Origin of the sequence: Micromonospora sp. NPDC048063 (assembly GCF_043202855.1) — a bacterium.
Taxonomy (GTDB): domain Bacteria; phylum Actinomycetota; class Actinomycetes; order Mycobacteriales; family Micromonosporaceae; genus Micromonospora.
In genome coordinates this window covers 290193-312077 of record NZ_JBIDBG010000002.1, presented here as the reverse complement: position 1 = coordinate 312077, position 21885 = coordinate 290193, and the positions used below count along the sequence as shown (strand labels likewise).

The 21885-nt window shown below is 72.7% G+C and carries 25 protein-coding genes; 13 read left to right on the top strand and 12 right to left on the bottom strand.

The features are described 5' to 3' along the window. The first annotated feature begins 28 nt into the window (after positions 1 to 28). The 6 genes from ACGFZ2_RS06215 to ACGFZ2_RS06190 all read left to right on the top strand — a co-directional run bounded on the left by ACGFZ2_RS06215 (position 29) and on the right by ACGFZ2_RS06190 (position 7813). Complete coding sequence (locus ACGFZ2_RS06215; protein ID WP_393450733.1) at positions 29 to 577, top strand: Uma2 family endonuclease; 549 nt, start codon at positions 29 to 31, stop codon at positions 575 to 577. 83 nt (positions 578 to 660) lie between these two features. Then, positions 661 to 2097: a TldD/PmbA family protein gene (locus tag ACGFZ2_RS06210; protein ID WP_393450730.1), complete on the top strand. Its 1437-nt coding sequence runs from the start codon at positions 661 to 663 to the stop codon at positions 2095 to 2097. 61 nt (positions 2098 to 2158) lie between these two features. Beyond that, positions 2159 to 3589, top strand: a complete 1431-nt coding sequence (locus ACGFZ2_RS06205) for a TldD/PmbA family protein (RefSeq protein WP_393261368.1) — start codon at positions 2159 to 2161, stop codon at positions 3587 to 3589. 354 nt (positions 3590 to 3943) lie between these two features. Continuing rightward, on the top strand, positions 3944 to 4750 hold the full coding sequence (locus tag ACGFZ2_RS06200; protein WP_350703904.1) for a hypothetical protein: 807 nt from the start codon (positions 3944 to 3946) through the stop codon (positions 4748 to 4750). Between the two features lie 13 nt (positions 4751 to 4763). Beyond that, complete coding sequence (locus ACGFZ2_RS06195; RefSeq protein WP_393450727.1) at positions 4764 to 6716, top strand: fumarate reductase/succinate dehydrogenase flavoprotein subunit; 1953 nt, start codon at positions 4764 to 4766, stop codon at positions 6714 to 6716. Further along, positions 6716 to 7813 carry a succinate dehydrogenase/fumarate reductase iron-sulfur subunit gene (locus ACGFZ2_RS06190; protein ID WP_393261372.1) on the top strand — a complete coding sequence of 366 codons (1098 nt, stop codon included), beginning with the start codon at positions 6716 to 6718 and terminating at the stop codon, positions 7811 to 7813. The genes ACGFZ2_RS06195 and ACGFZ2_RS06190 overlap by 1 nt, the downstream gene beginning before the upstream one ends. Before the next feature lie 76 nt (positions 7814 to 7889). On the opposite strand, the gene ACGFZ2_RS06185 is transcribed toward ACGFZ2_RS06190, so the two are convergent. Next, positions 7890 to 8330, bottom strand: coding sequence for a (deoxy)nucleoside triphosphate pyrophosphohydrolase (locus tag ACGFZ2_RS06185; RefSeq protein WP_393261374.1), 441 nt, complete (start codon positions 8328 to 8330; stop codon positions 7890 to 7892). Positions 8331 to 8513: 183 nt separating this feature from the next. Between ACGFZ2_RS06185 and ACGFZ2_RS06180 the strand changes: the two genes are divergently transcribed. After that, positions 8514 to 8819 (top strand): 4a-hydroxytetrahydrobiopterin dehydratase, encoded by a 306-nt coding sequence (locus ACGFZ2_RS06180; protein ID WP_350703912.1) that lies wholly within the window; start codon positions 8514 to 8516, stop codon positions 8817 to 8819. A 12-nt stretch (positions 8820 to 8831) separates the two neighbouring features. Here the strand turns inward: ACGFZ2_RS06180 and ACGFZ2_RS06175 are convergent, their stop codons facing one another. Both ACGFZ2_RS06175 and ACGFZ2_RS06170 read right to left on the bottom strand, forming a co-directional pair. After that, positions 8832 to 9224, bottom strand: a complete 393-nt coding sequence (locus ACGFZ2_RS06175; protein WP_393450724.1) for a VOC family protein — start codon at positions 9222 to 9224, stop codon at positions 8832 to 8834. Beyond that, the gene (locus tag ACGFZ2_RS06170) at positions 9221 to 9418 is read right to left on the bottom strand and encodes a hypothetical protein (protein ID WP_393450721.1); all 198 of its coding nucleotides are present in this window, start codon (positions 9416 to 9418) and stop codon (positions 9221 to 9223) included. Before ACGFZ2_RS06170 ends, ACGFZ2_RS06175 begins: the two co-directional genes overlap by 4 nt. An 86-nt stretch (positions 9419 to 9504) precedes the next feature. Here ACGFZ2_RS06170 and ACGFZ2_RS06165 point away from each other — a divergent pair, with 86 nt between their 5' ends. The 3 genes from ACGFZ2_RS06165 to ACGFZ2_RS06155 all read left to right on the top strand — a co-directional run bounded on the left by ACGFZ2_RS06165 (position 9505) and on the right by ACGFZ2_RS06155 (position 11604). Next, complete coding sequence (locus tag ACGFZ2_RS06165) at positions 9505 to 10389, top strand: LysR family transcriptional regulator (protein ID WP_393261694.1); 885 nt, start codon at positions 9505 to 9507, stop codon at positions 10387 to 10389. 80 nt (positions 10390 to 10469) lie between these two features. Continuing rightward, a complete protein-coding gene (locus ACGFZ2_RS06160) occupies positions 10470 to 11207 on the top strand; it encodes a class I SAM-dependent methyltransferase (RefSeq protein WP_393450718.1) in 738 nt (245 codons plus the stop codon). Positions 11208 to 11241: 34 nt separating this feature from the next. Next, complete coding sequence (locus tag ACGFZ2_RS06155; RefSeq protein ID WP_091103067.1) at positions 11242 to 11604, top strand: PH domain-containing protein; 363 nt, start codon at positions 11242 to 11244, stop codon at positions 11602 to 11604. 493 nt (positions 11605 to 12097) lie between these two features. On the opposite strand, the gene ACGFZ2_RS06150 is transcribed toward ACGFZ2_RS06155, so the two are convergent. From ACGFZ2_RS06150 to ychF, 7 genes are all read right to left on the bottom strand, one after another. After that, entirely contained in the window at positions 12098 to 12613 is a 516-nt protein-coding gene (locus tag ACGFZ2_RS06150) for a pyridoxamine 5'-phosphate oxidase family protein (RefSeq protein ID WP_393450716.1), read from the bottom strand. 5 nt (positions 12614 to 12618) lie between these two features. Further along, positions 12619 to 13629 carry a hypothetical protein gene (locus ACGFZ2_RS06145; protein ID WP_393450713.1) on the bottom strand — a complete coding sequence of 337 codons (1011 nt, stop codon included), beginning with the start codon at positions 13627 to 13629 and terminating at the stop codon, positions 12619 to 12621. Then, entirely contained in the window at positions 13626 to 14186 is a 561-nt protein-coding gene (locus ACGFZ2_RS06140) for a DUF3995 domain-containing protein (RefSeq protein ID WP_393450710.1), read from the bottom strand. Before ACGFZ2_RS06140 ends, ACGFZ2_RS06145 begins: the two co-directional genes overlap by 4 nt. Then, the gene (locus tag ACGFZ2_RS06135; protein ID WP_393261387.1) at positions 14173 to 14634 is read right to left on the bottom strand and encodes a hypothetical protein; all 462 of its coding nucleotides are present in this window, start codon (positions 14632 to 14634) and stop codon (positions 14173 to 14175) included. The genes ACGFZ2_RS06140 and ACGFZ2_RS06135 overlap by 14 nt, the downstream gene beginning before the upstream one ends. A gap of 184 nt (positions 14635 to 14818) precedes the next feature. Further along, positions 14819 to 15616, bottom strand: a complete 798-nt coding sequence (locus ACGFZ2_RS06130) for a M55 family metallopeptidase (protein WP_393450707.1) — start codon at positions 15614 to 15616, stop codon at positions 14819 to 14821. A 506-nt stretch (positions 15617 to 16122) separates the two neighbouring features. Continuing rightward, entirely contained in the window at positions 16123 to 16338 is a 216-nt protein-coding gene (locus ACGFZ2_RS06125) for a hypothetical protein (protein ID WP_393450705.1), read from the bottom strand. Between the two features lie 300 nt (positions 16339 to 16638). Further along, positions 16639 to 17724, bottom strand: a complete 1086-nt coding sequence (gene ychF / locus ACGFZ2_RS06120; RefSeq protein ID WP_350703927.1) for a redox-regulated ATPase YchF — start codon at positions 17722 to 17724, stop codon at positions 16639 to 16641. A 204-nt stretch (positions 17725 to 17928) separates the two neighbouring features. Between ychF and ACGFZ2_RS06115 the strand changes: the two genes are divergently transcribed. Beyond that, positions 17929 to 18417 carry an exonuclease gene (locus tag ACGFZ2_RS06115; RefSeq protein WP_393450702.1) on the top strand — a complete coding sequence of 163 codons (489 nt, stop codon included), beginning with the start codon at positions 17929 to 17931 and terminating at the stop codon, positions 18415 to 18417. A gap of 3 nt (positions 18418 to 18420) precedes the next feature. Here the strand turns inward: ACGFZ2_RS06115 and ACGFZ2_RS06110 are convergent, their stop codons facing one another. Both ACGFZ2_RS06110 and ACGFZ2_RS06105 read right to left on the bottom strand, forming a co-directional pair. Beyond that, positions 18421 to 19155, bottom strand: coding sequence for a Type 1 glutamine amidotransferase-like domain-containing protein (locus ACGFZ2_RS06110; RefSeq protein WP_393450699.1), 735 nt, complete (start codon positions 19153 to 19155; stop codon positions 18421 to 18423). Between the two features lie 110 nt (positions 19156 to 19265). Beyond that, a complete protein-coding gene (locus tag ACGFZ2_RS06105) occupies positions 19266 to 19748 on the bottom strand; it encodes a hypothetical protein (RefSeq protein ID WP_393450696.1) in 483 nt (160 codons plus the stop codon). Positions 19749 to 19890: 142 nt separating this feature from the next. On the opposite strand from ACGFZ2_RS06105, the gene ACGFZ2_RS06100 reads away from it, so the two are divergent. Together ACGFZ2_RS06100 and ACGFZ2_RS06095 are read left to right on the top strand one after the other, a co-directional pair. Continuing rightward, positions 19891 to 21351, top strand: coding sequence for an AlkA N-terminal domain-containing protein (locus tag ACGFZ2_RS06100; RefSeq protein WP_393450693.1), 1461 nt, complete (start codon positions 19891 to 19893; stop codon positions 21349 to 21351). Continuing rightward, positions 21348 to 21848: a methylated-DNA--[protein]-cysteine S-methyltransferase gene (locus ACGFZ2_RS06095; protein WP_393450691.1), complete on the top strand. Its 501-nt coding sequence runs from the start codon at positions 21348 to 21350 to the stop codon at positions 21846 to 21848. Before ACGFZ2_RS06100 ends, ACGFZ2_RS06095 begins: the two co-directional genes overlap by 4 nt. The last annotated feature ends 37 nt before the right edge of the window (positions 21849 to 21885 follow it).

Below are 21885 nucleotides of genomic sequence, written 5' to 3'. Positions count from 1 at the left end.
GGATCCCGTCGATGAGGTGGAGGTGACCATGACCGCGGCGGTGTTCGGCCACGACGGCCCGTGGACCGAAGAGGAGTACCTCGCCCTCGGCGGGACGCAGGACCGCGTCGAGCTCTTCGACTGGAGCCTTCACGTGACCCCAGGACCCACCCCTCTTCACCAGAACATCTCCGGCGAGTTGCGCGCCGCGCTCCGGGCACCGGTCCGGGCAGCCGGCCTACGCGTGCTGGAAGCGGTGAACGTCCGGCTCCGGCCGGGACGCATCCCGATACCCGACCTTGTGATCACCAACGACGTCGATCTCCGCGTGCTCGTCATCGACGCCCGCGATGTGCGGCTGGTGTGCGAGATCATCTCACCGAGCAACGCCGCTACCGACAAGGTGCTCAAGATGCACTACTACGCGGCGGCCGGCATCGAGTGGTACCTCCTCGTGGAGCAGGAGAACCTGACCATGCACCTGTACCAGCGGCAGGGCGCCCACTACGTCGAGCGGTCGGTGACCAAGGCCGGCGACGAGCTGGAGCTGACCGAGCCCGTACGGGTCACGATCCGGCCGGAGGACCTGCTCGCCTGACGGATGTCGGTGGGCTCGCCTAGGGTCGGGCGCATGAGCGAGCGCCAGCGAGCGAATCATCAACGCAACCCGGTGGTGCCGTCGTGACCGAGTTCGACGCGGCGGCCGCCGCGGTGCAGGCCGCGCTCGACGCGGGAGCCCGATACGCCGACGCCCGGGTGATGCACCGCCGCTACGAGTCCATGTCGGCCCGCAACGGCGACATCGAGGAGCTGACCCAGGACGAGAGCATCGGGCTGGGCGTCCGCGCGCTGGTCGGGTCGAGCTGGGGCTTCCACGCCGTACCGGAGCTGTCCGACGCCGCCGCCCGCGAGGCCGGCCGGCGCGCCGCGCGGATCGCCACGGCGAGCGCGCGGGTCCCGGGGCCGCCGATCGACCTGGTGCCGGCCGCGGCGGTGACCGCGAGCTGGGCGTCCCCCTGCGTGGTGGACCCGCTCGGCGTGCCGCTCTCCGACAAGGGCGACCTGCTGGTCGGTGCCACGCGGACGATGGCGGAGCACGGCGCCGACGTGGCCGAGGGCCTCTACCAGGTCTGGGACACGGCCAAGTGGTTCGTCTCCAGCGAGGGGCACCGGATCGACCAGCGGATCCGGGAGTGCGGCGGCGGCATCTCCGCCACCGTCGTCGGTGACGGGGAGACCCAGCGCCGCTCCTACCCGAGCTACCGAGGCCAATACGGCACCACCGGCTGGGAGCTGGTCACCTCGCTCGACCTGGCCGCGCAGGCGGCGCGGATCGCCGAGGAGGCCCGGGCGCTGCTCACCGCGCCGCCCTGCCCCGCCGGCGAGACCGACCTCATCCTCGGCGGCGAGCAACTCGCCCTGCAGATCCACGAGTCGGTCGGGCACGCCATCGAGCTGGACCGGATCCTCGGCTGGGAGGCCGCCTTCGCCGGCACCTCCTGGTTGGACCTGGCCCAGCTCGGCTCGCTGCGCTACGGCTCCGAGCTGATGAACGTCACCATCGACCCCACCATCCCCGGCGCGCTCGGCAGCTTCGGCTTCGACGACGAGGGCTCCCCGGCCGTCAAGCGCGACGCGGTGCGCGAGGGGCGTTGGGTGGGCGTGCTCGCCGGCCGGGACTCGGCCGCCGTCGCCGGCCTGGACCACGGCGGCAGCGTACGCGCCGACGGCTGGGCCCGGCTGCCGATGGTGCGGATGACCAACGTGGGCCTGGAGCCCGGCCCGCACACCCTGGAGGAGATCGTCGCCGCCACCGACGACGGGGTGCTGATGGACGTCAACCGCTCCTGGTCGATCGACGACAAGCGGCTCAACTTCCAGTTCGGCTGCGAGATCGGCTGGGAGGTGAAGAAGGGCCGGCGTGGGCGGATGCTGCGCAACCCCACCTACACCGGCATCGGTCCCCTCTTCTGGCGTTCGATGGACATGCTCTCCTCGGAGACCGTCGCCTGGGGCACGCCCAACTGCGGCAAGGGCCAACCCGGCCAGGTGGGCCACACCGGCCACCCGGCCGCGCCGGCCCGCTTCCGCAACGTCCGGGTAGGAGTTCGTGCGTGAGCGCGAGGAATGAGCGAGCGCAGCGAGCGAGTCCCGCAGTCGCGAACGAAGAGGGTGCAGCATGAGTGAGCTGGAGATGGCCGGTCAGGTGGTGGAGCTGGTCCGCCGGCTCGGCGGGCCCGACGCGCAGGCCGAGGCGGTGGTCACCCGGGCCGACCTGGCGCTGACCCGGTTCGCCAACTCGTTCATCCACCAGAACGTGGCCGAGTCCGGTGTCGAGGTCCGGCTGCGGCTGCACGTCGGCGGGCGCACGGCCGCCGGCAGCGGCAGCGTGGTCACCGCCGACGGGCTGCGCGCGCTGGTCGAGCGCACCCTCGCCGCGGCGCGGCTCTGTCCGCCCGACCCGGCCTGGCCGGGCCTCGCCCCGCCGGCGCCGGCGCCGACTGCCGCGACCTTCGACGAGGCCACCGCGTACGCCGAGCCGGACGAGCGGGCCGAGCTGGTGCGCGCGTTCGTGGCGGCGGCCGGCGGGCTGGAGGCGGCCGGCTACTGCCGCACGGCGCACCGTTCCTCCGCGTTCGCCAATTCGGCCGGCCACTCGGCGTGGGGCCGTGCCGCCGAGGCGGCGATGGACGGCATCGCCCGCACCGGCGGCTCCGACGGCGTGGCCCGGTTCTGCGCCGACCGGCTGGCCGATATCGACGGCGCCGCGCTCGGCGCCCGGGCCGCGGCCAAGGCGCGCGCCGCGGCCGACCCGGTCGAGTTGCCGCCCGGCCGCTACGAGGTGGTGCTGGAGCCGGCCGCCGTCGCCGACCTGCTCCAGAATCTCTCCTGGTTCGGCTTCAACGGCAAGCGGTACGCCGAGCGGCAGTCCTTCGCCGAGCCGGGGGCGGCCCAGTTCGACCCGGCGGTCACCCTGGTCGACGACCCGCTCGGCGGCTCCGGGCTGCCGTTCGACGTCGAGGGCACGCCCCGGCGAGCCGTGACCCTGGTCGAGGCGGGCACCACCCGGACGGTGGCGCACGACCGGCGCACCGCCGTCGAGGTCGGCGCGGCCTCGACCGGGCACGCGCTGGCCGGCGCCGCGACGTGGGGCCCGATGCCCCGCAACCTGCGCCTGCACGCGGCCGGGCCGACGGGTGCCGGGGCCACCGGCGGCGCGCCGGCGGCGACGTCGGGCGCCGGCACGGCGGGCGCGGGCGGCGGCGTGGCGGGTGCGGTGGTCGACGGGGACACCGCCGGGATGGTCGGTCGGGTGCGGCGGGGGCTGCTGGTCAGCGACCTCTGGTACACCCGGGTGCTCGATCCGAAGAGCCTGGTCGTCACGGGCCTGACCCGCAACGGCGTCTGGCTGGTGGAGGACGGCGTGGTGACCCGGGCGGTCCGCGACCTGCGCTTCACCGAGTCCTACCCCCGAGCCCTCGGTCCCGGCGCGGTGCTCGGCGTCGGCAGCCGGGCGGTACGCCAGCCGGACCGGACGGACGGCGTCTGGTGGGAGGCCCCACCGCTGCGGCTGGCCTCCTGGAACTTCACGGGCGGCGCCTCCGGCTGACCCCGCGGCCCGCTCACAGACCGGAGCCCGGCGGCCCGCTCCACGACGGAGTCGGGGCCGGCGACGCTTCCGGGTGAGTCGCGTGCGTACGACGGACAGGCGACCGGTGAGGTTCTTAACATCCGGACATCGATCATCGTTCGGGGCTTTCCACCGGCCGGGACACACGGGACACTGCCTTGCGCGGACGGCCCGCAAAGATCGGCGTAACGTGTGTCACTTAGCTGCGCCGTATCGCCGGCGCGGTCGTTGGTGTGCGCATGACGTGGCAAGCGGGTGCGGGTTCGCCGGTCCGCGTGCCGACCGGAAACTGATCCGCCCGCGCGTGCGGGCCCCGTCAGGGAGACGACTCGAATGACATCAACGGCAACGAGGCCGCGGGGGGCGCGGGCGCGCGCCGCCATCGCGGCGAAGACGTTGCGTACCGATCGCTGGTGGCTCGCCCCGCTGCTCACCGTGATCGGGCTCGGCGCTTGGGTCGCGTACGCGACGGTCCGGGTCTTCATGCACGACTACTACTGGGTCGACGCGTACCACTACCTGACCCCGTTCTACTCCCCCTGCGTCACCGAACGGTGCGTCGAGGGCTCCTCGCACTTCGGCAGCTTCCTGCCCGGCTGGTGGATCATCCCGGACGCCGCGCTGACCCTGCCGTTCCTGCTGCTGTTCCGCCTCACCTGCTACTACTACCGCAAGGCGTACTACCGGTCGTTCTGGCTGTCGCCGCCCGCGTGCGCGGTGCCGGACGGGCACCAGTCCTACGGCGGCGAGACCCGGTTCCCGCTGCTCGGCCAGAACCTGCACCGCTACTTCTTCTACGCCGCCGCCGTCATCTCGCTGATCAACACCTGGGACGCGATCCTGGCCTTCCACTCGCCGAAGGGCTTCGGGTTCGGTCTGGGCAACATCATCCTGCTCGGCAACGTGGTCATGCTGTGGGCGTACACGATCTCCTGCCACTCCTGCCGGCACATCATCGGCGGGCGGCTCAAGCACTTCTCCAAGCACCCGGTGCGCTACCGGGCCTGGACCTTCATCTCCGCCCTGAACGTCCGGCACATGCAGCTCGCCTGGATCACCCTCGGCACCCTGGCCCTGACGGACTTCTACGTCATGGCGGTCGCTGCGGGCTGGTTCAACGACCTGCGGTTCATCAACTAGAGGGCCCCCTGACATGACCAATCCTCACCACCACACGAGCTCTACCACGCGAATCGAACGACACCACTACGACGTCGTCGTGATCGGGGCCGGCGGCGCCGGCCTGCGCGCGGCGATCGAGGCCCGGCTCGCCGGCAAGAAGACCGCGATCATCTCGAAGTCGCTCTTCGGCAAGGCGCACACGGTGATGGCCGAGGGCGGCGCCGCCGCCGCGATGGGCAACGTGAACAGCCGGGACAACTGGCAGGTGCACTTCCGCGACACCATGCGCGGCGGCAAGTTCCTCAACAACTTCCGGATGGCCGAGCTGCACGCGAAGGAGTCGCCGCAGCGGATCTGGGAGCTGGAGACGTACGGCGCGCTCTTCGACCGCACCAAGGACGGGAAGATCTCGCAGCGCAACTTCGGCGGCCACGAGTACCCGCGCCTGGCGCACGTCGGCGACCGGACCGGCCTGGAGCTGATCCGCACCCTCCAGCAGAAGATCGTCTCCCTCCAGCAGGAGGACAAGCGGGAGCACGGCTCGTACGACGCCCGGATCAAGGTCTTCGCCGAGACCACCATCACCGAGTTGCTGCTCGACGGCGACCGGGTCGCCGGCGCGTTCGGCTACTACCGGGAGTCCGGCGAGTTCGTCCTCTTCGAGGCGCCGGCCGTGGTGCTGGCGACCGGCGGCGTCGGCCGCTCCTACAAGGTCACCTCGAACTCGTGGGAGTACACGGGGGACGGGCACGCGCTGGCCCTGCGCGCCGGCGCGACGCTGATCAACATGGAGTTCCTCCAGTTCCACCCGACCGGCATGGTCTGGCCGGTGTCGGTGAAGGGGATCCTGGTCACCGAGTCGGTGCGCGGCGACGGCGGCGTGCTGAAGAACTCCGACGGCAAGCGGTTCATGTTCGACTACGTCCCCGACGTCTTCCGCAAGCAGTACGCGGACAACGAGGCCGAGGCGGATCGCTGGTACAAGGACCCGGACAACAACCGGCGCCCGCCGGAGCTGCTGCCCCGCGACGAGGTGGCCCGGGCGATCAACAGCGAGGTCAAGGCCGGCCGGGGCACCCCCGCCGGCGGCGTCTACCTGGACATCGCCTCCCGGCTGCCGGCCGAGGAGATCAGGCGCCGGCTGCCGTCGATGTACCACCAGTTCAAGGAACTGGCCGACGTCGACATCACCAAGGAGCCGATGGAGGTCGGGCCGACCTGCCACTACGTGATGGGCGGCGTGGAGGTGGACCCGGACTCGGGCGCCGCGTACGGCACCGTGCGGGGGCTCTTCGCCGCGGGTGAGGTCTCCGGCGGCATGCACGGCTCCAACCGGCTCGGCGGCAACTCGCTGTCCGACCTGCTGGTCTTCGGCAAGCGCGCGGGCGGCCACGCCGCCACGTACGCCGACAGCCTGCCGGCCCGCCCGAAGGTCCACGTCGCGGCGGTGGAGGCCGCGGTGGAGACCGCGCTGGCACCGTTGCAGCGGGGCACCGGCGAGAGCCCGTACACCCTCCAGCAGGACCTCCAGGCGGTGATGGGCGACCTCGTCGGGATCATCCGGCGCGAGGGCGAGCTGGCCGACGCGCTGAGCCGGCTGGCGGAGCTGCGCGAGCGGGTGGCCAAGGTCAGCGCGAGCGGCGGCCGCCGCTACAACCCGGGCTGGCACCTGGCGCTGGACCTGCGCAACATGCTGGTGGTCTCGGAGTGCACCGCGAAGGCGGCGCTGGAGCGGCAGGAGTCGCGCGGCGGTCACACCCGGGAGGACTACCCGGCGATGGATCCGATGTGGCGCCGGGTCAACCTGGTCTGCTCGCTGGACGGCGACACCGTGCGCCTGGAGCGCAAGCCGCTGCCGAAGATGCGCGCGGAGCTGATCGGCCTCTTCGACCGCGCGGAGCTGGCCAAGTACCTCACGGACGAGGAGCTCGCCGAGTTCGACGCCCTCGTCGCCGACGCCGAGGCCGAGGAGGCGGGCAAGTAATGGCGGAGCAGAAGTCCCCCGGGGCCGGCAAGCCCGGCGCCAAGCGCCAGTTCCGCATCTGGCGCGGCGACGAGAACGGCGGCGACCTGCAGGACTACATGGTCGAGGTGAACGAGGGCGAGGTGGTCCTCGACGTCATCCACCGGCTCCAGGCCACCGACGCCCCGGATCTGGCCTGCCGGTGGAACTGCAAGGCCGGCAAGTGCGGCTCCTGCTCGATGGAGATCAACGGCAAGCCGCGGCTGAGCTGCATGACCCGGATGTCCACCTTCGCGGAGGACGAGACGGTCACGGTCACCCCACTGCGCACCTTCCCGATCATCCGGGACCTGGTCACCGACGTCTCGTTCAACTACGAGAAGGCGCGGGAGACCCCGGCGTTCGCGCCGCCGGCCGACCTGGCCCCGGGCGAGTACCGGATGCAGCAGGTCGACGTGGAGCGCTCGCAGGAGTTCCGCAAGTGCATCGAGTGCTTCCTGTGCCAGAACGTCTGCCACGTGATCCGGGACCACGAGGAGAACAAGCAGGCGTTCTCCGGGCCGCGGTTCTTCATCCGGGCCGCGGAGCTGGACATGCACCCGCTCGACGCGAGGACCGACCGCAAGGAGTACGCGCAGGCCGAACAGGGCCTCGGATTCTGCAACATCACCAAGTGCTGCACCGAGGTCTGCCCGGAGCACATCAAGATCACGGACAACGGGATCATCCCCATGAAGGAGCGGGTCGTCGACCGCAGGTACGATCCCCTCGTGTGGCTTGGTAGCAAGATCTTCCGGAGGGGTCAGGTGCCTCAGACCATCGTGACCAGCGGGCACGCCAGCGGTGCGGTGCACGGCAGCGCGGCCCACGGGGGCGTGCACTCGCACGCGGGCGGCTCGCACGACCCGCAGTCCGAGGTGCAGGCGCAGCGCGGCGTCAACTGGCACCGCGAGGTGCCGAAGCCGACGGCGCCGGCCGTGGACACCCACGGCAGGCTTCCGCTGACGGAGCTCACCTTCGACCGGGCGGCGGCGCCGTCGCCGTTCGGCGAGGACGTGACCTTCCCGCTGCCGCCGGAGCACCTGAACTTCGCCCACCCGGAGCAGGACAAGCACTGAGGGCGTCGACGATGACGGGGGCCGCGGCTGTTGCCGCCGGCCCCCGTCCCGTTTCCGCCCGGGTGTCCGCTTCGGCTCAGCCGGGCACGAGGATCGGGCGGAGGGCGGCGACGATGGGAGCGTCGGCCGGCAGCCAGGTGACGCTGTCCAACTCGTCGGCGGAGAGCCAGCGCAGTGCCGAGTGCTCCAGCGCCTGCGGCTGGTCGCCGTGCAGCAGGCGGGCCGCGTACACCTTGAGCACGGAGCGGCCGTGCGCCATCCGGACGTTGCGGCCGACCCGGTCGCCGATTTCCACGCGTACGGCGAGTTCCTCGGCGCACTCGCGGACGAGCGCGGCGGTCTCGCTCTCGCCCGGCTCCACCTTGCCGCCGGGGAACTCCCACATGCCCGCCACCTCTGGCGGGGCGGCCCGGGCGCAGGCGAGCACCCTGCCGTTCCTGATGATCGCCGCCCCGACGACGACCCTCAGGTCCCGTCGTTCGGCCTGCCCGCCGCCGTTAGCCCGTTCGGTCCGCACGGGCGTCCAGCGTGCCAGATCAATCGGCGGTTTGGGTAGCGTGGCCGACCGTCAGGGCAGGAGAAGACGGAAGTGTGGGCGTGGACACACCCACCGTGCGACGACAGACTAGAGGGCACCGACAAGACACGGGACGGCGACGATTTGGCCACAAGCCGGCAACGGCGCCTGGGAGGTGCGGTGATGCGCGTGCTGTTCAACGGCCGGGCGAAGCACGACTACCTCAGCGACGCCCTCACCCTGCTCACCGGTTGGACCCGGGAGGGTGAGCAGATCCGACGGACCCTCGTGATCGACGACACGCAGCACGCGGCCCTCACCGAGCGGGTGAAGGTGGTCGCCGACGCACTGCACCTGCGGCCCGAGATCAGCCGCCGCGCCGACCACACGCACATCAAGGTCGGGCACGGCAACGCCCCGCTGACCGAGCGCGAGGTGCTGCTGGCCGCGCGCATCGAGGACGCGTACCGCGCTGTCACCCAGCCCTGACCTACGCGCCGGCTACGCGGCGTCCTGGGGGTACCAGCGCAGCTCGACGGAGTTGCCGTCCGGGTCCCGCACGTAGAGGGAGGTGGCGCTGCCGCGCGCGCCGAACCGGCCCACCGGTCCCGCCAGGACTGTGAACACCCCCGCGTCGACGGCGTGCTGCCAGTCCAGCGGCTCCACCACCAGGCAGAAGTGGTCGACGTTGGATTCGCCCCGGTCCCGACGGACGAGGTCGATGATGGTTTCCGGGCTGACTCGTACCGACGGGAACGGGACCTTGCCCGCCCGCCACTCGTCGACCCGCACCGGGGCCAGGCCCAGCACGTCGCAGTAGAAGCCCAACGCCCGCTCGACGTCGGAGACGTTGAGCACCAGGTGGTCGAAGCCCGTGACCCGCACGGCGCTCACGCGGCGTACGCCTTCACCGGGCAGACGGGTCGCCGGCCCGGCCGGTCGCCGAGGCCCCAGACCGGGTGGCCGTGCCACACCGCCCCGGTCGCGCCCGGCAGCGCCGCCTCGATGACGGGGAGGAGCTTCTCGCCGATCTCCCGCAGCGGGGCGTCGAGGCCCGCCAGGTAGTCGGTCACTGTCGTCGTTTCCATGCCCCCACGATGCGCCGACCGGCCCGGCCGACCAAGACGCGATCACACTACGATCGTTGAGCCGGATTCAACGACGGGACACCGACGTGCTGGAACGCCACGAGCTGGAGACCTTCCTGACGCTCGCCGAGGAGTTGCACTTCGGCCGGACGGCCGAACGCCTGCGGGTGACGACCGGGCGGATCAGCCACGTGGTCAAGAAGCTGGAACGTCGCATCGGCGCCCCGCTGTTCGCCCGCACCAGCCGGGTCGTGCAGCTCACCCCCATCGGCCGGCAGCTCGCCGACGACCTGGCGCCGCTGGTCGTCGGCATGGACGAGGCGGTACGCCGGGCCGTCGAGGCGGGGCGGGGCGTCACCGGGCGGCTGCGGGTCGCCTTCCTCGGCGAGTGGACCGCCCCGGTGCTGCTCAAGGCCGTCGCCCTGTTCGCGCAGCGCCACCCGGACTGCCAGGTCGAGGTGCACGAGGTCCAGCTCTTCAACTCGCGGCCGAGCCTGGTGGACGGCTCGATCGACATCCTGATGGCCGCGTACCCGTTCGACGGGATGGCCTGCGGGCCGGCGCTGCTGGAGGAGGAGCGGGTGCTCGCGGTGCCGGCGGGGCACCCGCTGGCCCGGCAGGAGTCCGTCTCCCTGGAGGTGCTCGGCGACCACCCGGTGGTGCAGTACCCGGCGGTGACCTCGGTGGAGTTCAAGCGCGACCGCACGCCCGAGCACACCCCGTCGGGGCGGCCGGTGCCGAAGGGGCCGGCCGGCAACACCTTCTCGGAGATGCTGACGTTGGTCGCGATGGGGCGGGGCGTGCTGCCCGTGGGCGAGCACACCCGGCGCTACTACCCCCGCCCCGACGTGGCGTACGTGCCGATCCGCGACGCGCCCCCGATCCGGCGCGGCCTGGTCTGGCGCGAGAGCAACACCACGGCCCGGGTCCGCGAGTTCGTCCGGGCCGCGACCGACGCGAACGGACGCTGACCCGCGCCACGTTCGGCGGATGCCGGTCGTTCCGCAACGAAGTCGCCCGCACCCAGCACCGGATGGCATGATCGGTGTCGATGCGGCACGGCGAGTTCCACCATCCGCGGCTGGTCCGGGTCTACGACGCCGAGTGCCTCTGGTCGCGCGATGACGACTGGTTTCTGGCCCGGGTCTGCGAGACGCCCGCCGCCCGGGTGCTCGACCTGGGCTGCGGCACCGGGCGGCTCGCCCTCGGCATGGCCGCCGCCGGCCACACCGTCACCGGCGTCGACCCGGCCGGCCCCTCGCTGGCCGCCGCCCGCTCCAAGCGGGGCGCGGACCGGGTGACCTGGATCGAGGGCACCTCGGCGCTGCTGCCGGACCGGTCGTACGACGTGGCGGTGCTGACCAGCCACGTGGCGCAGTTCGTCGTGGACGACGCCGAGTGGGCGCGTACCCTCGCCGACCTGGCCCGGGCGTTGGTGCCCGGCGGTTGGTTGGCGTTCGACTCGCGCGATCCGGCGGACCGGCGGTGGGAACGCTGGAACCCGGTCGACTCGCGGCGGCGCATCACCCTGCCGGGCGGCGAGATGGTGCGGGCGTGGACGGAGGTAACCGCCGTCGACGGCGGCACGGTCGCCTTCACCCACCACTACCTGTTCGGTGACGGCGAGGAGCTGCTCAGCTCGGCCACCCTGCGCTTCCGCACCGAGGACGAGCTGCGCGGGTCGCTGCGGGCCGCCGGGCTCGCAGTCGAGCGGATCCACGGCGGCTGGGGCGGAGAGCCGGTGGGCCGGGGCGACGGCGAGTTCCTCGTCCTGGCGCGCCGAGAGTGATCTTGGGCTGGCACGCCCGGCCTACCGTGAGGTCATGGCCAACGCGACGTACGACCGCAAGGAGCAGTTCCAGCAGATCCAGAGCGGCCTGCTCCAGGGGGAACAGATCATCGCCGTCTACGACGCCGTCGGCACGGGCACGGGCTTCATCGGCCTGACCGACCGGCGCGTGATCATCCAGGACCGCTCCTTCGTCGGCAAGCGGTACGCCATCACCAGCATCCCGTACTCGAAGATCACGAGCGTCAGCGTGGTCAGCAACAAGTCCTGGGGCGGCTCGTTCTTCTCCACCGGCGCGATCGCGATCCACGTCGGCACGCACACCTACGAGGTGGAGTTCCGTGGCGCCCAGAAGAGCCACCACGTGCACAACGTGATCTTGCACCACATCAGCTGAGCTGGCCGGCGCACTCGAGCAGGGCGCGACACTCCGCCTCGGCAGCCCGGCGGAACAGCGTGGCGGCCCGGTCACGAACGCCCTGCCTGTGCTGGCCGCCGATCAGGTCGAGCCGGCCCGCCCCGCCGGCGGCTGACCGCAGGCGACAACGGGGCCTGTCCCGCTACTCCCGCGAGTGGAACACCATGGCTGCCAACGCACCTGTCTGACACCCATGGTGTTCCACTCGTCCCGTCTGGACGACGGGTGGCGGCCGGGGGCGCCGACGCCACCGGGGCGTCGAGCTTTCGCCCGTCGCACCTCCTCGTCACCCCGAGGGACGGCGGCACCACAGCGGTCCGCGCCGTTCCCGACCAGGGACCGTCCACAGCCGTACCACGCCACGCCGGGCTGAAGGCTGCTGGTGGCGGCCGACTGGCTCGCCCTCGCCGCGTTGATCTTCCGCCGACTGACCGAGCGCGGTCGCGGGTCGATCGAGCCCGGCGGATGGCATTCAGTCCGAGCGCCGCCAGACCTGTCGGGGCGCGTAGCCCTCGCGCCGCAGCCAGTGTTCGGTGTACACGATGCGGTCCGCCTCCACCACCACCAGCGTGTCGCGGGGCGGCTCGGTCAGCGACCGGCCCCGCTCGACGTGCTCGTTCTCCCACCGGAACGCCGACCAGTAGTGCGCCCGGTCCGGATCGTCGGGGCTGAGCACCCGGGCCGAGCCGAACACCTGGGCGCCACGGCTGCTGGCCAGTCCCACCAGCGGCGCGAAGATGCCGACCGACACCCGGGGGTCGGCCGCGATGTTGCGCATCTTCGGCGACGCCGGGGCGGCAGTGAACAGCACCGCGAAGCCGAGCGGGTAGTACCGCACCGGCGTGGCGAGTGGCCCGTCCGGCCCGACGGTGGCGAGCACGCACATGTTCTGCGACGAGAGCAGGTTGAGGATGCGCTCGGCCAGGCGTTCGCGCGGCAGCCGCCCGGTGGGGGTCGGCCCGGACAGCCACGGGTTCGTCGACACCACAGGCCTCACTGCTGGTCGAGCAGGAACGGCACGTCCGGGCAGGTCAGGCACACGAAGATGCGCAGCGCGCCATAGCGGCCGACGACCACGCCGGTCGGCTCGTACGGGTCGTCGTCGTCCGGTGCGCCGTCCGCTCGGGTCGGGCGCCACCGGTCGGCTCCGTGCTCCGAGGAGTCGATGACGAGGGCCAGCGTGGTGGGACCGGCGCAGCGGGGGCACGGCGTCGGGCTCAGGTCCGTGAGGCTCCACCGGGCGTACCCGCCGACCTTCCAACCGGGTGCCATGAAGGTGTCGAGGTACTCCTCGTCCTCGTCCGCCTCGGCAAGCGCCCGCAGCTCCGCCGGCAACTCCTCGATGTACGGGTACTCGACGATCTGCTCCGGGTGCAGCCGGCACGGCTGGGGCACGTACCCTTCCGTCCCGGTCTCACCGCGCGGCGGCTCCGTCAGCGTGGCGGTGACGTCCGCCTCCCGCCGCCACCGCAGCTCCACGATCGGCCCCCACGGCGGCGTGTCGTGCTCGAACGGGCACCACAGCACCTGCAACAGGTCCGCCCCGCCGGGCCGGGGCAGGTCGGGGACGTCCGCCGCGCGCAGTTGCGCCAGCGCCACCATCGGGTTCGGCCGGGGGTGGGGTCGCGGCCCGTACCGGTAGCCCACCGTCGGGCCGCCGTTCACCGAGCCCCAACCGCTGAAACCCGGGCCGACCAGCCGCGCTAGCTCCTCGTGCAGCTCGATCTCGCCGTCGGCCAGCACGTGCGCCACCGTACGGCGGCTCTCCGCCTCGCGCATCCGGGCCAACAGCTCCGCCGGGATCGGCACCTCCTCCTGCACCATGCACGGGGTGGCGCAGGTGGGCCAGGGCTCGTCGGCCGGCCACAGCAGCGGCCCTCCGACGTGGCTCTCGGTGGCCGTGACCGCCCCGCGACGGGGGTGCAGCCTGGTGGCCGTGCGGCCGAGCTTCTCCAGCCCGGGGTAGCGGGCGAGCACGTCGGGCGCCAACGGCGGAGTGATCATGGCGAGATGGTAGGGCTCACCGCACCCACCGCCGACGCCGGACCACCGGTCACAGTGGACCTCCGGTGCAGCCGCCATCCCGCCGCCGTCCAGCACACCCCCCAGAGCAGGAAGAACGGCGACCACAGCAGCAGGTCCCACCGTGCCAGTTCGCGAGCCAGCACGGCGTGTTCGGCCGGCGGCGGGCGGACTCCGGTCAACAGCAGCGCGTCACCGACGAAGCCGAACCCCAGCACCCCGATCGACCGGGCGACCATGAAGACTCCCAGCGTCCCGGCGATCGCGAGCAGCAGGCGGCGCGGGAGGGCCGCCCGCCAGGGCCGCAGCATCGCCAGCGCGACCACGACGCCGACCACGGCGGCGGTGGCCAGCACCCAGTGGCTCGCCACGAACAGCGGGTCTCGCGCGAGCAGCCGCTCCCGCAGCTCCGGGGGCAGCGGGTCCTTGTCGGCCAGCGCGTTGGCCCCCAGCGCCTGCGCGAGTTTCATCGAGCCGTAGGCCGCGGCGCAGGCCGCCGCCCCGTACGCGCCCCAGCGCGCGCGATCAGGCCGCGACACGCTTCGTCGCCGTCGCGTAGGACCGAATCGTCTCCAGGAGCAGCCCGATCACGACGAGCCCGAGGATCGCGTGGTACCACTGCCAGCCCACACCGATGCCGACGAAGCCGTCCACGACCATGATCATCGCGCCGGCCCCGACGGCCAGCAGCATGCCGGCGAGCGCCAGCAGCATCATCGTCCTCGGCACCCGGCGCCCCAGCGTCGTCACCGTGGCGACGGCGAGGCACGCGGCCAACAACCCGGTAGCGGTCGCCGACCACTGCGCGGTGGCCACGCCCATGACGTCGCGGGCGTAGCTCTCGTGCTCGGCGGCGGACACGACCGGACCACCCGGGAACCCGAGCCGGGACTGCGCGGCGAAGACGGCCTTTCCCGCGGCGTACCCGAGGAACAGCACCGCCAGGGAATACGCCGGCCATCGCCGGGCGCGAACGTGATTGACCATGGATACGACGGTATTGGCGGTGGCCCCCCGCCCCCTCCCGTCGATGAGGGAACCTCCTCCCCCACGCGAGGGACAGCGGCTACCGGTCGCGTGGCCGGAGGCCGCGCAGCGCCGTGTCCACCACCTGGTCGGCGTATTCGGGGTCGCTGACCTGAGCCATCGCCGGGAGGGCTGAGGCCGGCGGTCAGGCGGGCTTGACCTGGGCGAGCTGCACGAGGAGCTGGACCACGCCGTACGCCTCGACGACGTCCCGGCCGGTGAACCGGACCGTCCGCGCTCCGGGGGCACGCGTGACCCCCGGTATCAGCGTCGCCGTGTCCACGGTGGCAGGGCTGTAAAGATCCACCTCGATGGTCACCGGCCCGGTAATCGTCCAGGGCGGCACCTCTGCGCGTCCGGCCATGGCAGCGGCCGCCCCCTTCCGGAGCCGGTCCCGGGCGACCTTCGGGTGCAGCACCTCGGCGGCTGCCTGGCCCAGCGCCCGCTTGACGGCGACGGTCGACGTGCCGGGCACCAGCTCCCGCACCTCGGCGCAGGCGGCCTCATCGCCGCTGAGCAGGACGACCGGCACGCCGTGGTGGCCGGCCAGCGCGGCGTTGAGACCGATCTCGCCCACCTCCCGGCCGTCGAGCCGCACGGCCAGGACGGCGTCACTGATCGTGTGGGCGAGCACGGCGGGGCCGCCGCCCGCGCGGGCGTGATAGCCGACGAACAGCACCGCGTCGACGCCGTCGCCGATTCCCGCCAACATCCCCAGTGGACGCGGTCGACCGCGGATCAGCCGGGCGCGGTGGTCAAGATCCTCTGGCAGCAGGTTGCGGAACGGTCCGTGCGCGTCCGCGACGACGACGTCCGCCGACGGATCGGCCTCCAGCACGCCGGCGACGACGGCGTTGACGTCGGCGGTCATCAGCGCCCGGCCGCGCTCGTAGTCGTACCGCTCGGGATTCGTCTCCCACGGGATGGACGATGCCCGAGACACCCTCCATGTCGGCTGATATCAGGACCCTCGGCATCCCACACCCTAGCGCGACTCCCCGACGCGCCCCGAGTTGCGGCACAATCTGCTCGCCGGACCGGGTGACCGACCGGACCCCCGTTCCGCTGACCTGCACCGACGGGGTCAGCGCCGGCCCATGCCCACCGTCCGGGCGAGCCCTTCCGACCTGCTTGCCCATGATCGATGTGATTGATAATCTTCACTGCGGGATTCGCGAACCCCTTCGCTGGCCTTGACCACAATCGACGGGGAAATAGCATGATCAAGAATTTGACGAAGAGGGCCCTTGCTGTGGCGATGGTCAGCGGTGGCTTGGGCGCCACGGTTCTCGCCGCGCCCGCCTACGCCGATAATGCGCCCTACTGTGTAGAGCGTTACATCTCAGGCTCCACCGCCACGACCCAGACGGCCAAAATAGTCAACCGCTGCAGCTACGCGGTGTGGGCGAAGGTTGTCTGGGACTGGGGCACCGACGGACCCTGCCTGTATCACACTTCGGGCTCGAGTTCGACGCACACTGTTGCGATCCTGCCTCGGGTCTTCGCGGGTGCCGATTCTTGCTGAAGGCCGACCGCAAGCGCGTCGACATCATCCCCGGATGAGCTCTGCCGCACCCCGGCCATCGTCCACTGCCGCCTGATGGTCTCGACGCTGGAGCCCACACCCCGTGCCTCGGTGCGGGGTGTGGGCTCGACCGCCGACACCACCCGCTCCTGCCCACACCGCTGTCGGCTCCCGACGGGTCGACAGCAGGCTGACCCGGGCCACAGGAGAGCGGCCGACAAGCCGATCCAGCACCTCTGTCCCGCTGCCCCCAGATGGTGGCGGCTGCCATCCGCGAGCGTTCCGGGTAGTTCCCGCCGGCCGCCTGCTCGCCGTACGGCCACCTGATGCCGGACTCGGAGGAGCGCACCCGCCGGGCGGTCGATGAAGCGTGGGGCTGCGCCCCCGGTGTGCCCCAGAGCGCGGGCACACCCCTCCTGACCTGCGGGAACGGGCCGGTTTCAGACGTTGAAGCGGAACTCCACGACGTCGCCGTCCTGCATCACGTACTCCTTGCCCTCGATGCGGACCTTGCCCGCCGCCTTGGCCGCCGCCATCGATCCGGCGGCGACCAGGTCGGCGTAGGAGACCACCTCGGCCTTGATGAAGCCGCGCTGGAAGTCGGAGTGGATGACGCCCGCGGCCTCCGGCGCGGTCGCGCCGACCGGGACGGTCCAGGCCCGCGCCTCCTTGGGGCCGGCGGTGAGGTACGTCTGGAGCCCGAGCGTGCGGAAGCCGACCCGGACGAGCTGGTCCAGGCCCGGCTCCTGCTGACCGATCGACTCCAGCAGCTCGCGGGCCTCCTCCTCGGGCAGGTCCACCAGCTCGGACTCGATCTTGGCGTCCATGAAGACGGCCTCGGCCGGGGCGACCAGGGCGCGCAGTTCGTCGAGGAACTCGGCGTTGCCCAGCTCGGCCTCGTCGACGTTGAAGACGTACAGGAAGGGCTTCGTGGTGAGCAGGTGCAGCTCGCGCAGGTGCTCCAGCTCGATGCCCGCGTCCTTGGCACCCGCGTAGAGGGTGACGCCGGTGTCGAGCAGCTCGACGGCCTTCTTGGCGGCGGTCACCGCGGCGGCCCGGTCCTTGCGGAGCTTGGCCTCCTTCTCCAGCCGCGGCACCGCCTTCTCCAGGGTCTGGAGGTCGGCGAGGATCAGCTCGGTGTTGATCGTCTCGATGTCGTCGGCCGGGGAGACCTTGCCGTCGACGTGCACCACGTTCGGGTCGGAGAAGGCCCGCACCACCTGGCAGATCGCCGAGGCGTCGCGGATGTTCGCCAGGAACGCGTTGCCCCGGCCCTGCCCCTTGGAGGCGCCGCGCACCAGGCCGGCGATGTCGACGAACGACACGGGGGCGGGCAGCACCTTCTGCGAGCTGAAGATCTCGGCGAGCTTGTGCAGCCGCTCGTCCGGCAGCCCGACAACGCCGACGTTGGGCTCGATGGTGGCGAACGGGTAGTTCGCCGCGAGCACGTCGTTCTTGGTCAGCGCGTTGAACAGGGTGCTCTTGCCGACGTTGGGCAGGCCGACGATGCCGATGGTGAGACTCACGACGAGCCAGCTTACGCCGTTCGCCGCCGCCCTTGGACAGGCAGGTTCCACACCGGCGGAAAACGGCCGCCGGAGATCGCCCGACCGTTGTTACGGTGCCACGGTTGCGCGCGAGCGACCCCAAGGAGGCGGGATGAGCCGGCTGCCGGAGCTGTACGTCGCGGTCGACGTGGAGGCGGACGGGCCGATCCCGGGCCGTACAGCATGATCTCGCTCGGCATGGCCGTCGCCGGCCGCCCGGAGCTGGCCTTCTACACGGAGCTGAAGCCGATCTCCGACGAGTTCGTGCCGGCCGCGCTCGCCGTCTCCGGGCTGGACCGGGACCGGCTGCTCCGGGAGGCGCCCCCGGCCGAGGAGGCGATGGGCGCCGCCGCGAGATGGGTCAACGGGCTGCGCGAGATCGGCCGCCCGGTGTTCCTCGCCGCCCCCGCCGTCTGGGACGGCATGTTCGTGCACTGGTACTTCACCCGGTTCGTCGGGCACAGCCCGTTCGGCGCCACCGGTTCCGGTGTCGACCTGCGCAGCTACTGGATGGGGCTGACCGGCTGCGAGTGGGTGCGTACCCGCAAGGGCACGATCAAGCACGAGCTGGGCCTGACCGACGTGCCGCACACCCACCACGCCGGGGAGGACGCCGCCGAGCTGGCCCAGGTCTTCGACGCGGTCCTGCGTCGCCGCGGCCGGGAGCGGTAGGAGTCAGCCGAGCAGGCGCGGCCCGATCGGGGTCTCCCGCACGCTGCCGTCCGGGCCGCGGCTGACCTCGTACGCGCAGACACCCGGACGGTCCGCGACCGCCTCGACCAGCCGCTCGCCCCGGTAGAGCAGGCCGGTGCCGTCGTCGGTGCAGTGCGCGGTCGGCAGCGTGCCGTCGCCGACCAGCCGGTGCATCAGTGGCCGGCGCTGCTCCTCGCTGTCGTAGTGCACGCCGTTGCCGTAGGGCAGCCAGCCCAGCCCGTCGGTGAAGCCGCGCAGGGTGGTGCCGAAGCTGTCGGTGGCGCCGCCGGCGTGCCAGCAGATCGAGCCGGCGGAGACGCCGCCCAGCACGACGCCGGCCTCCCAGCACTCCCGCAGGATCTCGCCGAGGCCGTGCACCCGCCACACCGCGCAGAGGTTCGCGACGCTGCCGCCGCCCACCCAGACCACGTCCTGGCCGAGCAGGTGAGCGCGGATGTCGTCGACGTTCGGCATCGGGAAGAGCGCCAGGTGCGTCATCCGGAACCGGCTGCCGGCGAACGCCTCGTAGACCCGGGCCAGCGTGGTCGGCTGGTCGCCCTCGGCCTGGTTGAGGAAACAGAGCCTCGGCTCGGGCCCGGCCCCGGCCAGCTCGGCGGCGAGGTCGAAGACGGGGTTGACCCGCCGGGCCCCGCCCTCGCGGCGGGGAGCGTAGATGCCCATGCTGGTGGCGAGGATGGTCGGTTCGCTGGCGGGCACGGTCGTCCTTCCGTCGGTGTCGGCACCGCCCATCCTGCCGCGCCGTCAGTCGGTCGCGCGGGCCGGGCTGCGGACGGTCGGTCGCGCGGGCCGGGCTGCCGCGCCGCCGGTCAGTCGCGGGGGCCGGGCTGGCGCGGGACGACCGCCTCGATCCGCAGGGCGCCCGGGGCCAGTGCCCCGGCGGCGGCGAGCGGCAGGGTGAAGCGGGCGTCGGCGGCGGGACCGGCCGCGTACGACTCGCGGAGCATCCAGCGCACCTCGTCGGCCGTCCAGCCCAGCCCGGACCGGCCGGCGATCTCCCGAACCAGGCGCAGCGCCACCCGGGTGTCGTCGTCGTAGAAGCGCATGCACCAGTGGTGCACCCACATGCCCAGCGCGCGGAGCCCGTCGGCGTCCAGCGAACGCACCAGCCGACCGCAGGCGGTGTCGCCGAACGCCCGCCCCGGGTCACCGGCCCGGTCCCGCTCGATCGCGCCGACGGCGGACGGGGCGACCGCGCGCATCCGGTCGTAGAAGCCCTGCACCACCGCGTCGTCCAGCGGGGGGTGCCCGTCCCGTGTCGACGCCGCTTCCCGACCCGCCACGCTCGCCATTGCCGCACCCCTTCTTGAGTTGGTGGCCCGGACGGTACCGACCACAACCGACACTTTCCGCGCCGGACGTCCCGTTCCCACCCGCACGGCCGCGTCCGATTTCCGCGAGCCGAGGGCGCCGAGCAGGGGCATCATCGGTGACGTGGAATTGGACTTCGAGCGGTGCTACCGGGCCGTCGACAGCCGCGACCAGCGGTTCGACGGCTGGTTCTACACCGGCGTGACCTCGACCGGGATCTACTGCCGGCCGTCCTGCCCCGCGATGACGCCGAAGCGGCAGAACGTCCGGTTCTTCCCCTCGGCCGCGGCGGCCCAGGGCGCCGGGCTGCGCGCCTGCCGGCGGTGCCGGCCGGACGCCGCCCCCGGCTCCCCGCACTGGGACGTCCGGGCGGACGTGGTCGGCCGGGCGATGCGGCTCATCGCCGACGGGGTGGTCGACCGGGACGGTATCCCGGGGCTGGCCGCCCGGCTCGGCTACACCGAGCGGCACCTGCACCGGATGCTGCGGGCGGAGATGGGCGCCGGCCCCCTCGCCCTGGCCCGGGCGCAGCGCGCGCAGACCGCCCGCACCCTGATCGAGACCACCGGCCTGGGCATGGCGGAGATCGCGTTCGCCGCCGGGTTCGGCAGCGTCCGGCAGTTCAACGACACGGTCCGCGAGGTGTACGGGACGGCCCCGTCCGAGCTGCGTACCGCCCGGGGCCGGTGCGCCGCGCCGGGCGGGGCGGGCACCATCACGCTGCGGCTCGCGTACCGCCCGCCGCTGCACGCGGGGGCGCTGCTGGACTTCCTCGCGCTGCGCGCGCTGCCCGGCGTCGAGGAGGTGCGCGACGGGACGTACCGCCGGGGCCTGCGGCTGCCGCACGGCCCGGGCGAGGCGACCCTGACCCCGGCGGACGGGCACGTGACCGCGACGCTGCGGTTGACCGACATGCGCGACCTGGCCCCGGCGGTGGCCCGCTGCCGCCGCCTGCTCGACCTCGACGCCGACCCGGTCGCCGTCGACGGCACCCTCGCCGCCGACCCGGCCCTGGCCGGGGCGGTCGCCGCCGAGCCGGGCATCCGCCTCCCCCGCTCGGTCGACGGCTTCGAGATGGCCCTGCGCGCGATCGTCGGCCAGCAGGTCTCCGTCCGCTCGGCCCGCACCACCCTCACCCGCCTGCTGGACCACCTCCGCCCGCCCGTCCCCGACCCTTCCGACGGCGGGGAGGGGCCTGGGCCGTGGCTGGCCGGCTTCCCCACCGCCGAGGAGGTGCTTGGGGCGCCGGACGAGGTGTTCGGGATGCCGGCGGGGCGGCGGGCGACGATCCGTGCCCTGGCCGGGGCCGTCGCCGACGGGTCGCTGGACCTGGCGTCCGGCGGGGACCGGGAGGAGACCGTCCGGCGGCTGCTGGCGCTGCCCGGGATCGGCCCCTGGACCGCCGGTTACGTCGCGATGCGCGCCCTCGGCGACCCGGACGTCCTCCTCCCCACCGACCTCGCGGTACGCCGGGGCGCCGCCGCCCTCGGCCTGCCCGACGACCCGAAGACCCTCGACGCGTACGCCGACCGCTGGCGCCCCTGGCGCTCGTACGCGGTGATCCGACTCTGGAGAGCAGCATGAGCATGAACGACAGCACCGTCGTCGACACCCCCGCCGGGCCGCTCAGCATCGTGGCCGGCCCGGACGGGGCGGTCCGGGCGGCGGGCTTCACCGGCGAACCCGAGCACCTGCTCCCCCTGATGCACCCGACGCTGCGGGCGCCGCTGCGGCGCCGGGCCGACCTCGGCCCGGTCACCGCCGCCGTCGCGGCCTACCTGGACGGCGAGCTGACCGCGATCGACACCGTGCCGGTGGAGCAGCACACCGGCGGCGTGTTCATGGCGCACGCCTGGCAGGTGCTGCGCGAGGTGAAGCCGGGTGACCCGGTGACCTACACCGGGTTCGCAGGGCTGGCCGGCCGCCCCGCGGCCGTACGCGCCGCCGCGGCGGCCTGCGCCCGCAACGCGGTCGCCCTGTTCGTCCCCTGCCACCGGGTGCTGCGCACCGACGGGACGCTCGGCGGCTACCGCTGGGGGCTGGACGTGAAGAAGTGGCTTCTCGGACACGAGCGGCCGTGACGGGAAGCTGACAGCGGCGCCATTCACATTTGCCGCT

What these genes read in the sequence shown, in the direction of transcription:
- ACGFZ2_RS06095 (WP_393450691.1), top strand. Translation starts at nt 21,348, where the DNA reads ATGAGCATGAACGACAGCACCGTCGTCGACACCCCCGCCGGGCCGCTC.
- ACGFZ2_RS06205 (WP_393261368.1), top strand. Translation starts at nt 2,159, where the DNA reads ATGAGTGAGCTGGAGATGGCCGGTCAGGTGGTGGAGCTGGTCCGCCGG.
- ACGFZ2_RS06105 (WP_393450696.1), bottom strand. Translation starts at nt 19,748, where the DNA reads ATGGCGAGCGTGGCGGGTCGGGAAGCGGCGTCGACACGGGACGGGCAC.
- ACGFZ2_RS06160 (WP_393450718.1), top strand. Translation starts at nt 10,470, where the DNA reads ATGCGGCACGGCGAGTTCCACCATCCGCGGCTGGTCCGGGTCTACGAC.
- ACGFZ2_RS06180 (WP_350703912.1), top strand. Translation starts at nt 8,514, where the DNA reads ATGCGCGTGCTGTTCAACGGCCGGGCGAAGCACGACTACCTCAGCGAC.
- ACGFZ2_RS06155 (WP_091103067.1), top strand. Translation starts at nt 11,242, where the DNA reads ATGGCCAACGCGACGTACGACCGCAAGGAGCAGTTCCAGCAGATCCAG.
- ACGFZ2_RS06190 (WP_393261372.1), top strand. Translation starts at nt 6,716, where the DNA reads ATGGCGGAGCAGAAGTCCCCCGGGGCCGGCAAGCCCGGCGCCAAGCGC.
- ACGFZ2_RS06145 (WP_393450713.1), bottom strand. Translation starts at nt 13,629, where the DNA reads ATGATCACTCCGCCGTTGGCGCCCGACGTGCTCGCCCGCTACCCCGGG.
- ACGFZ2_RS06115 (WP_393450702.1), top strand. Translation starts at nt 17,929, where the DNA reads ATGATCTCGCTCGGCATGGCCGTCGCCGGCCGCCCGGAGCTGGCCTTC.
- ACGFZ2_RS06170 (WP_393450721.1), bottom strand. Translation starts at nt 9,418, where the DNA reads ATGGAAACGACGACAGTGACCGACTACCTGGCGGGCCTCGACGCCCCG.
- ACGFZ2_RS06215 (WP_393450733.1), top strand. Translation starts at nt 29, where the DNA reads ATGACCGCGGCGGTGTTCGGCCACGACGGCCCGTGGACCGAAGAGGAG.
- ACGFZ2_RS06195 (WP_393450727.1), top strand. Translation starts at nt 4,764, where the DNA reads ATGACCAATCCTCACCACCACACGAGCTCTACCACGCGAATCGAACGA.
- ACGFZ2_RS06200 (WP_350703904.1), top strand. Translation starts at nt 3,944, where the DNA reads ATGACATCAACGGCAACGAGGCCGCGGGGGGCGCGGGCGCGCGCCGCC.
- ACGFZ2_RS06135 (WP_393261387.1), bottom strand. Translation starts at nt 14,634, where the DNA reads ATGGTCAATCACGTTCGCGCCCGGCGATGGCCGGCGTATTCCCTGGCG.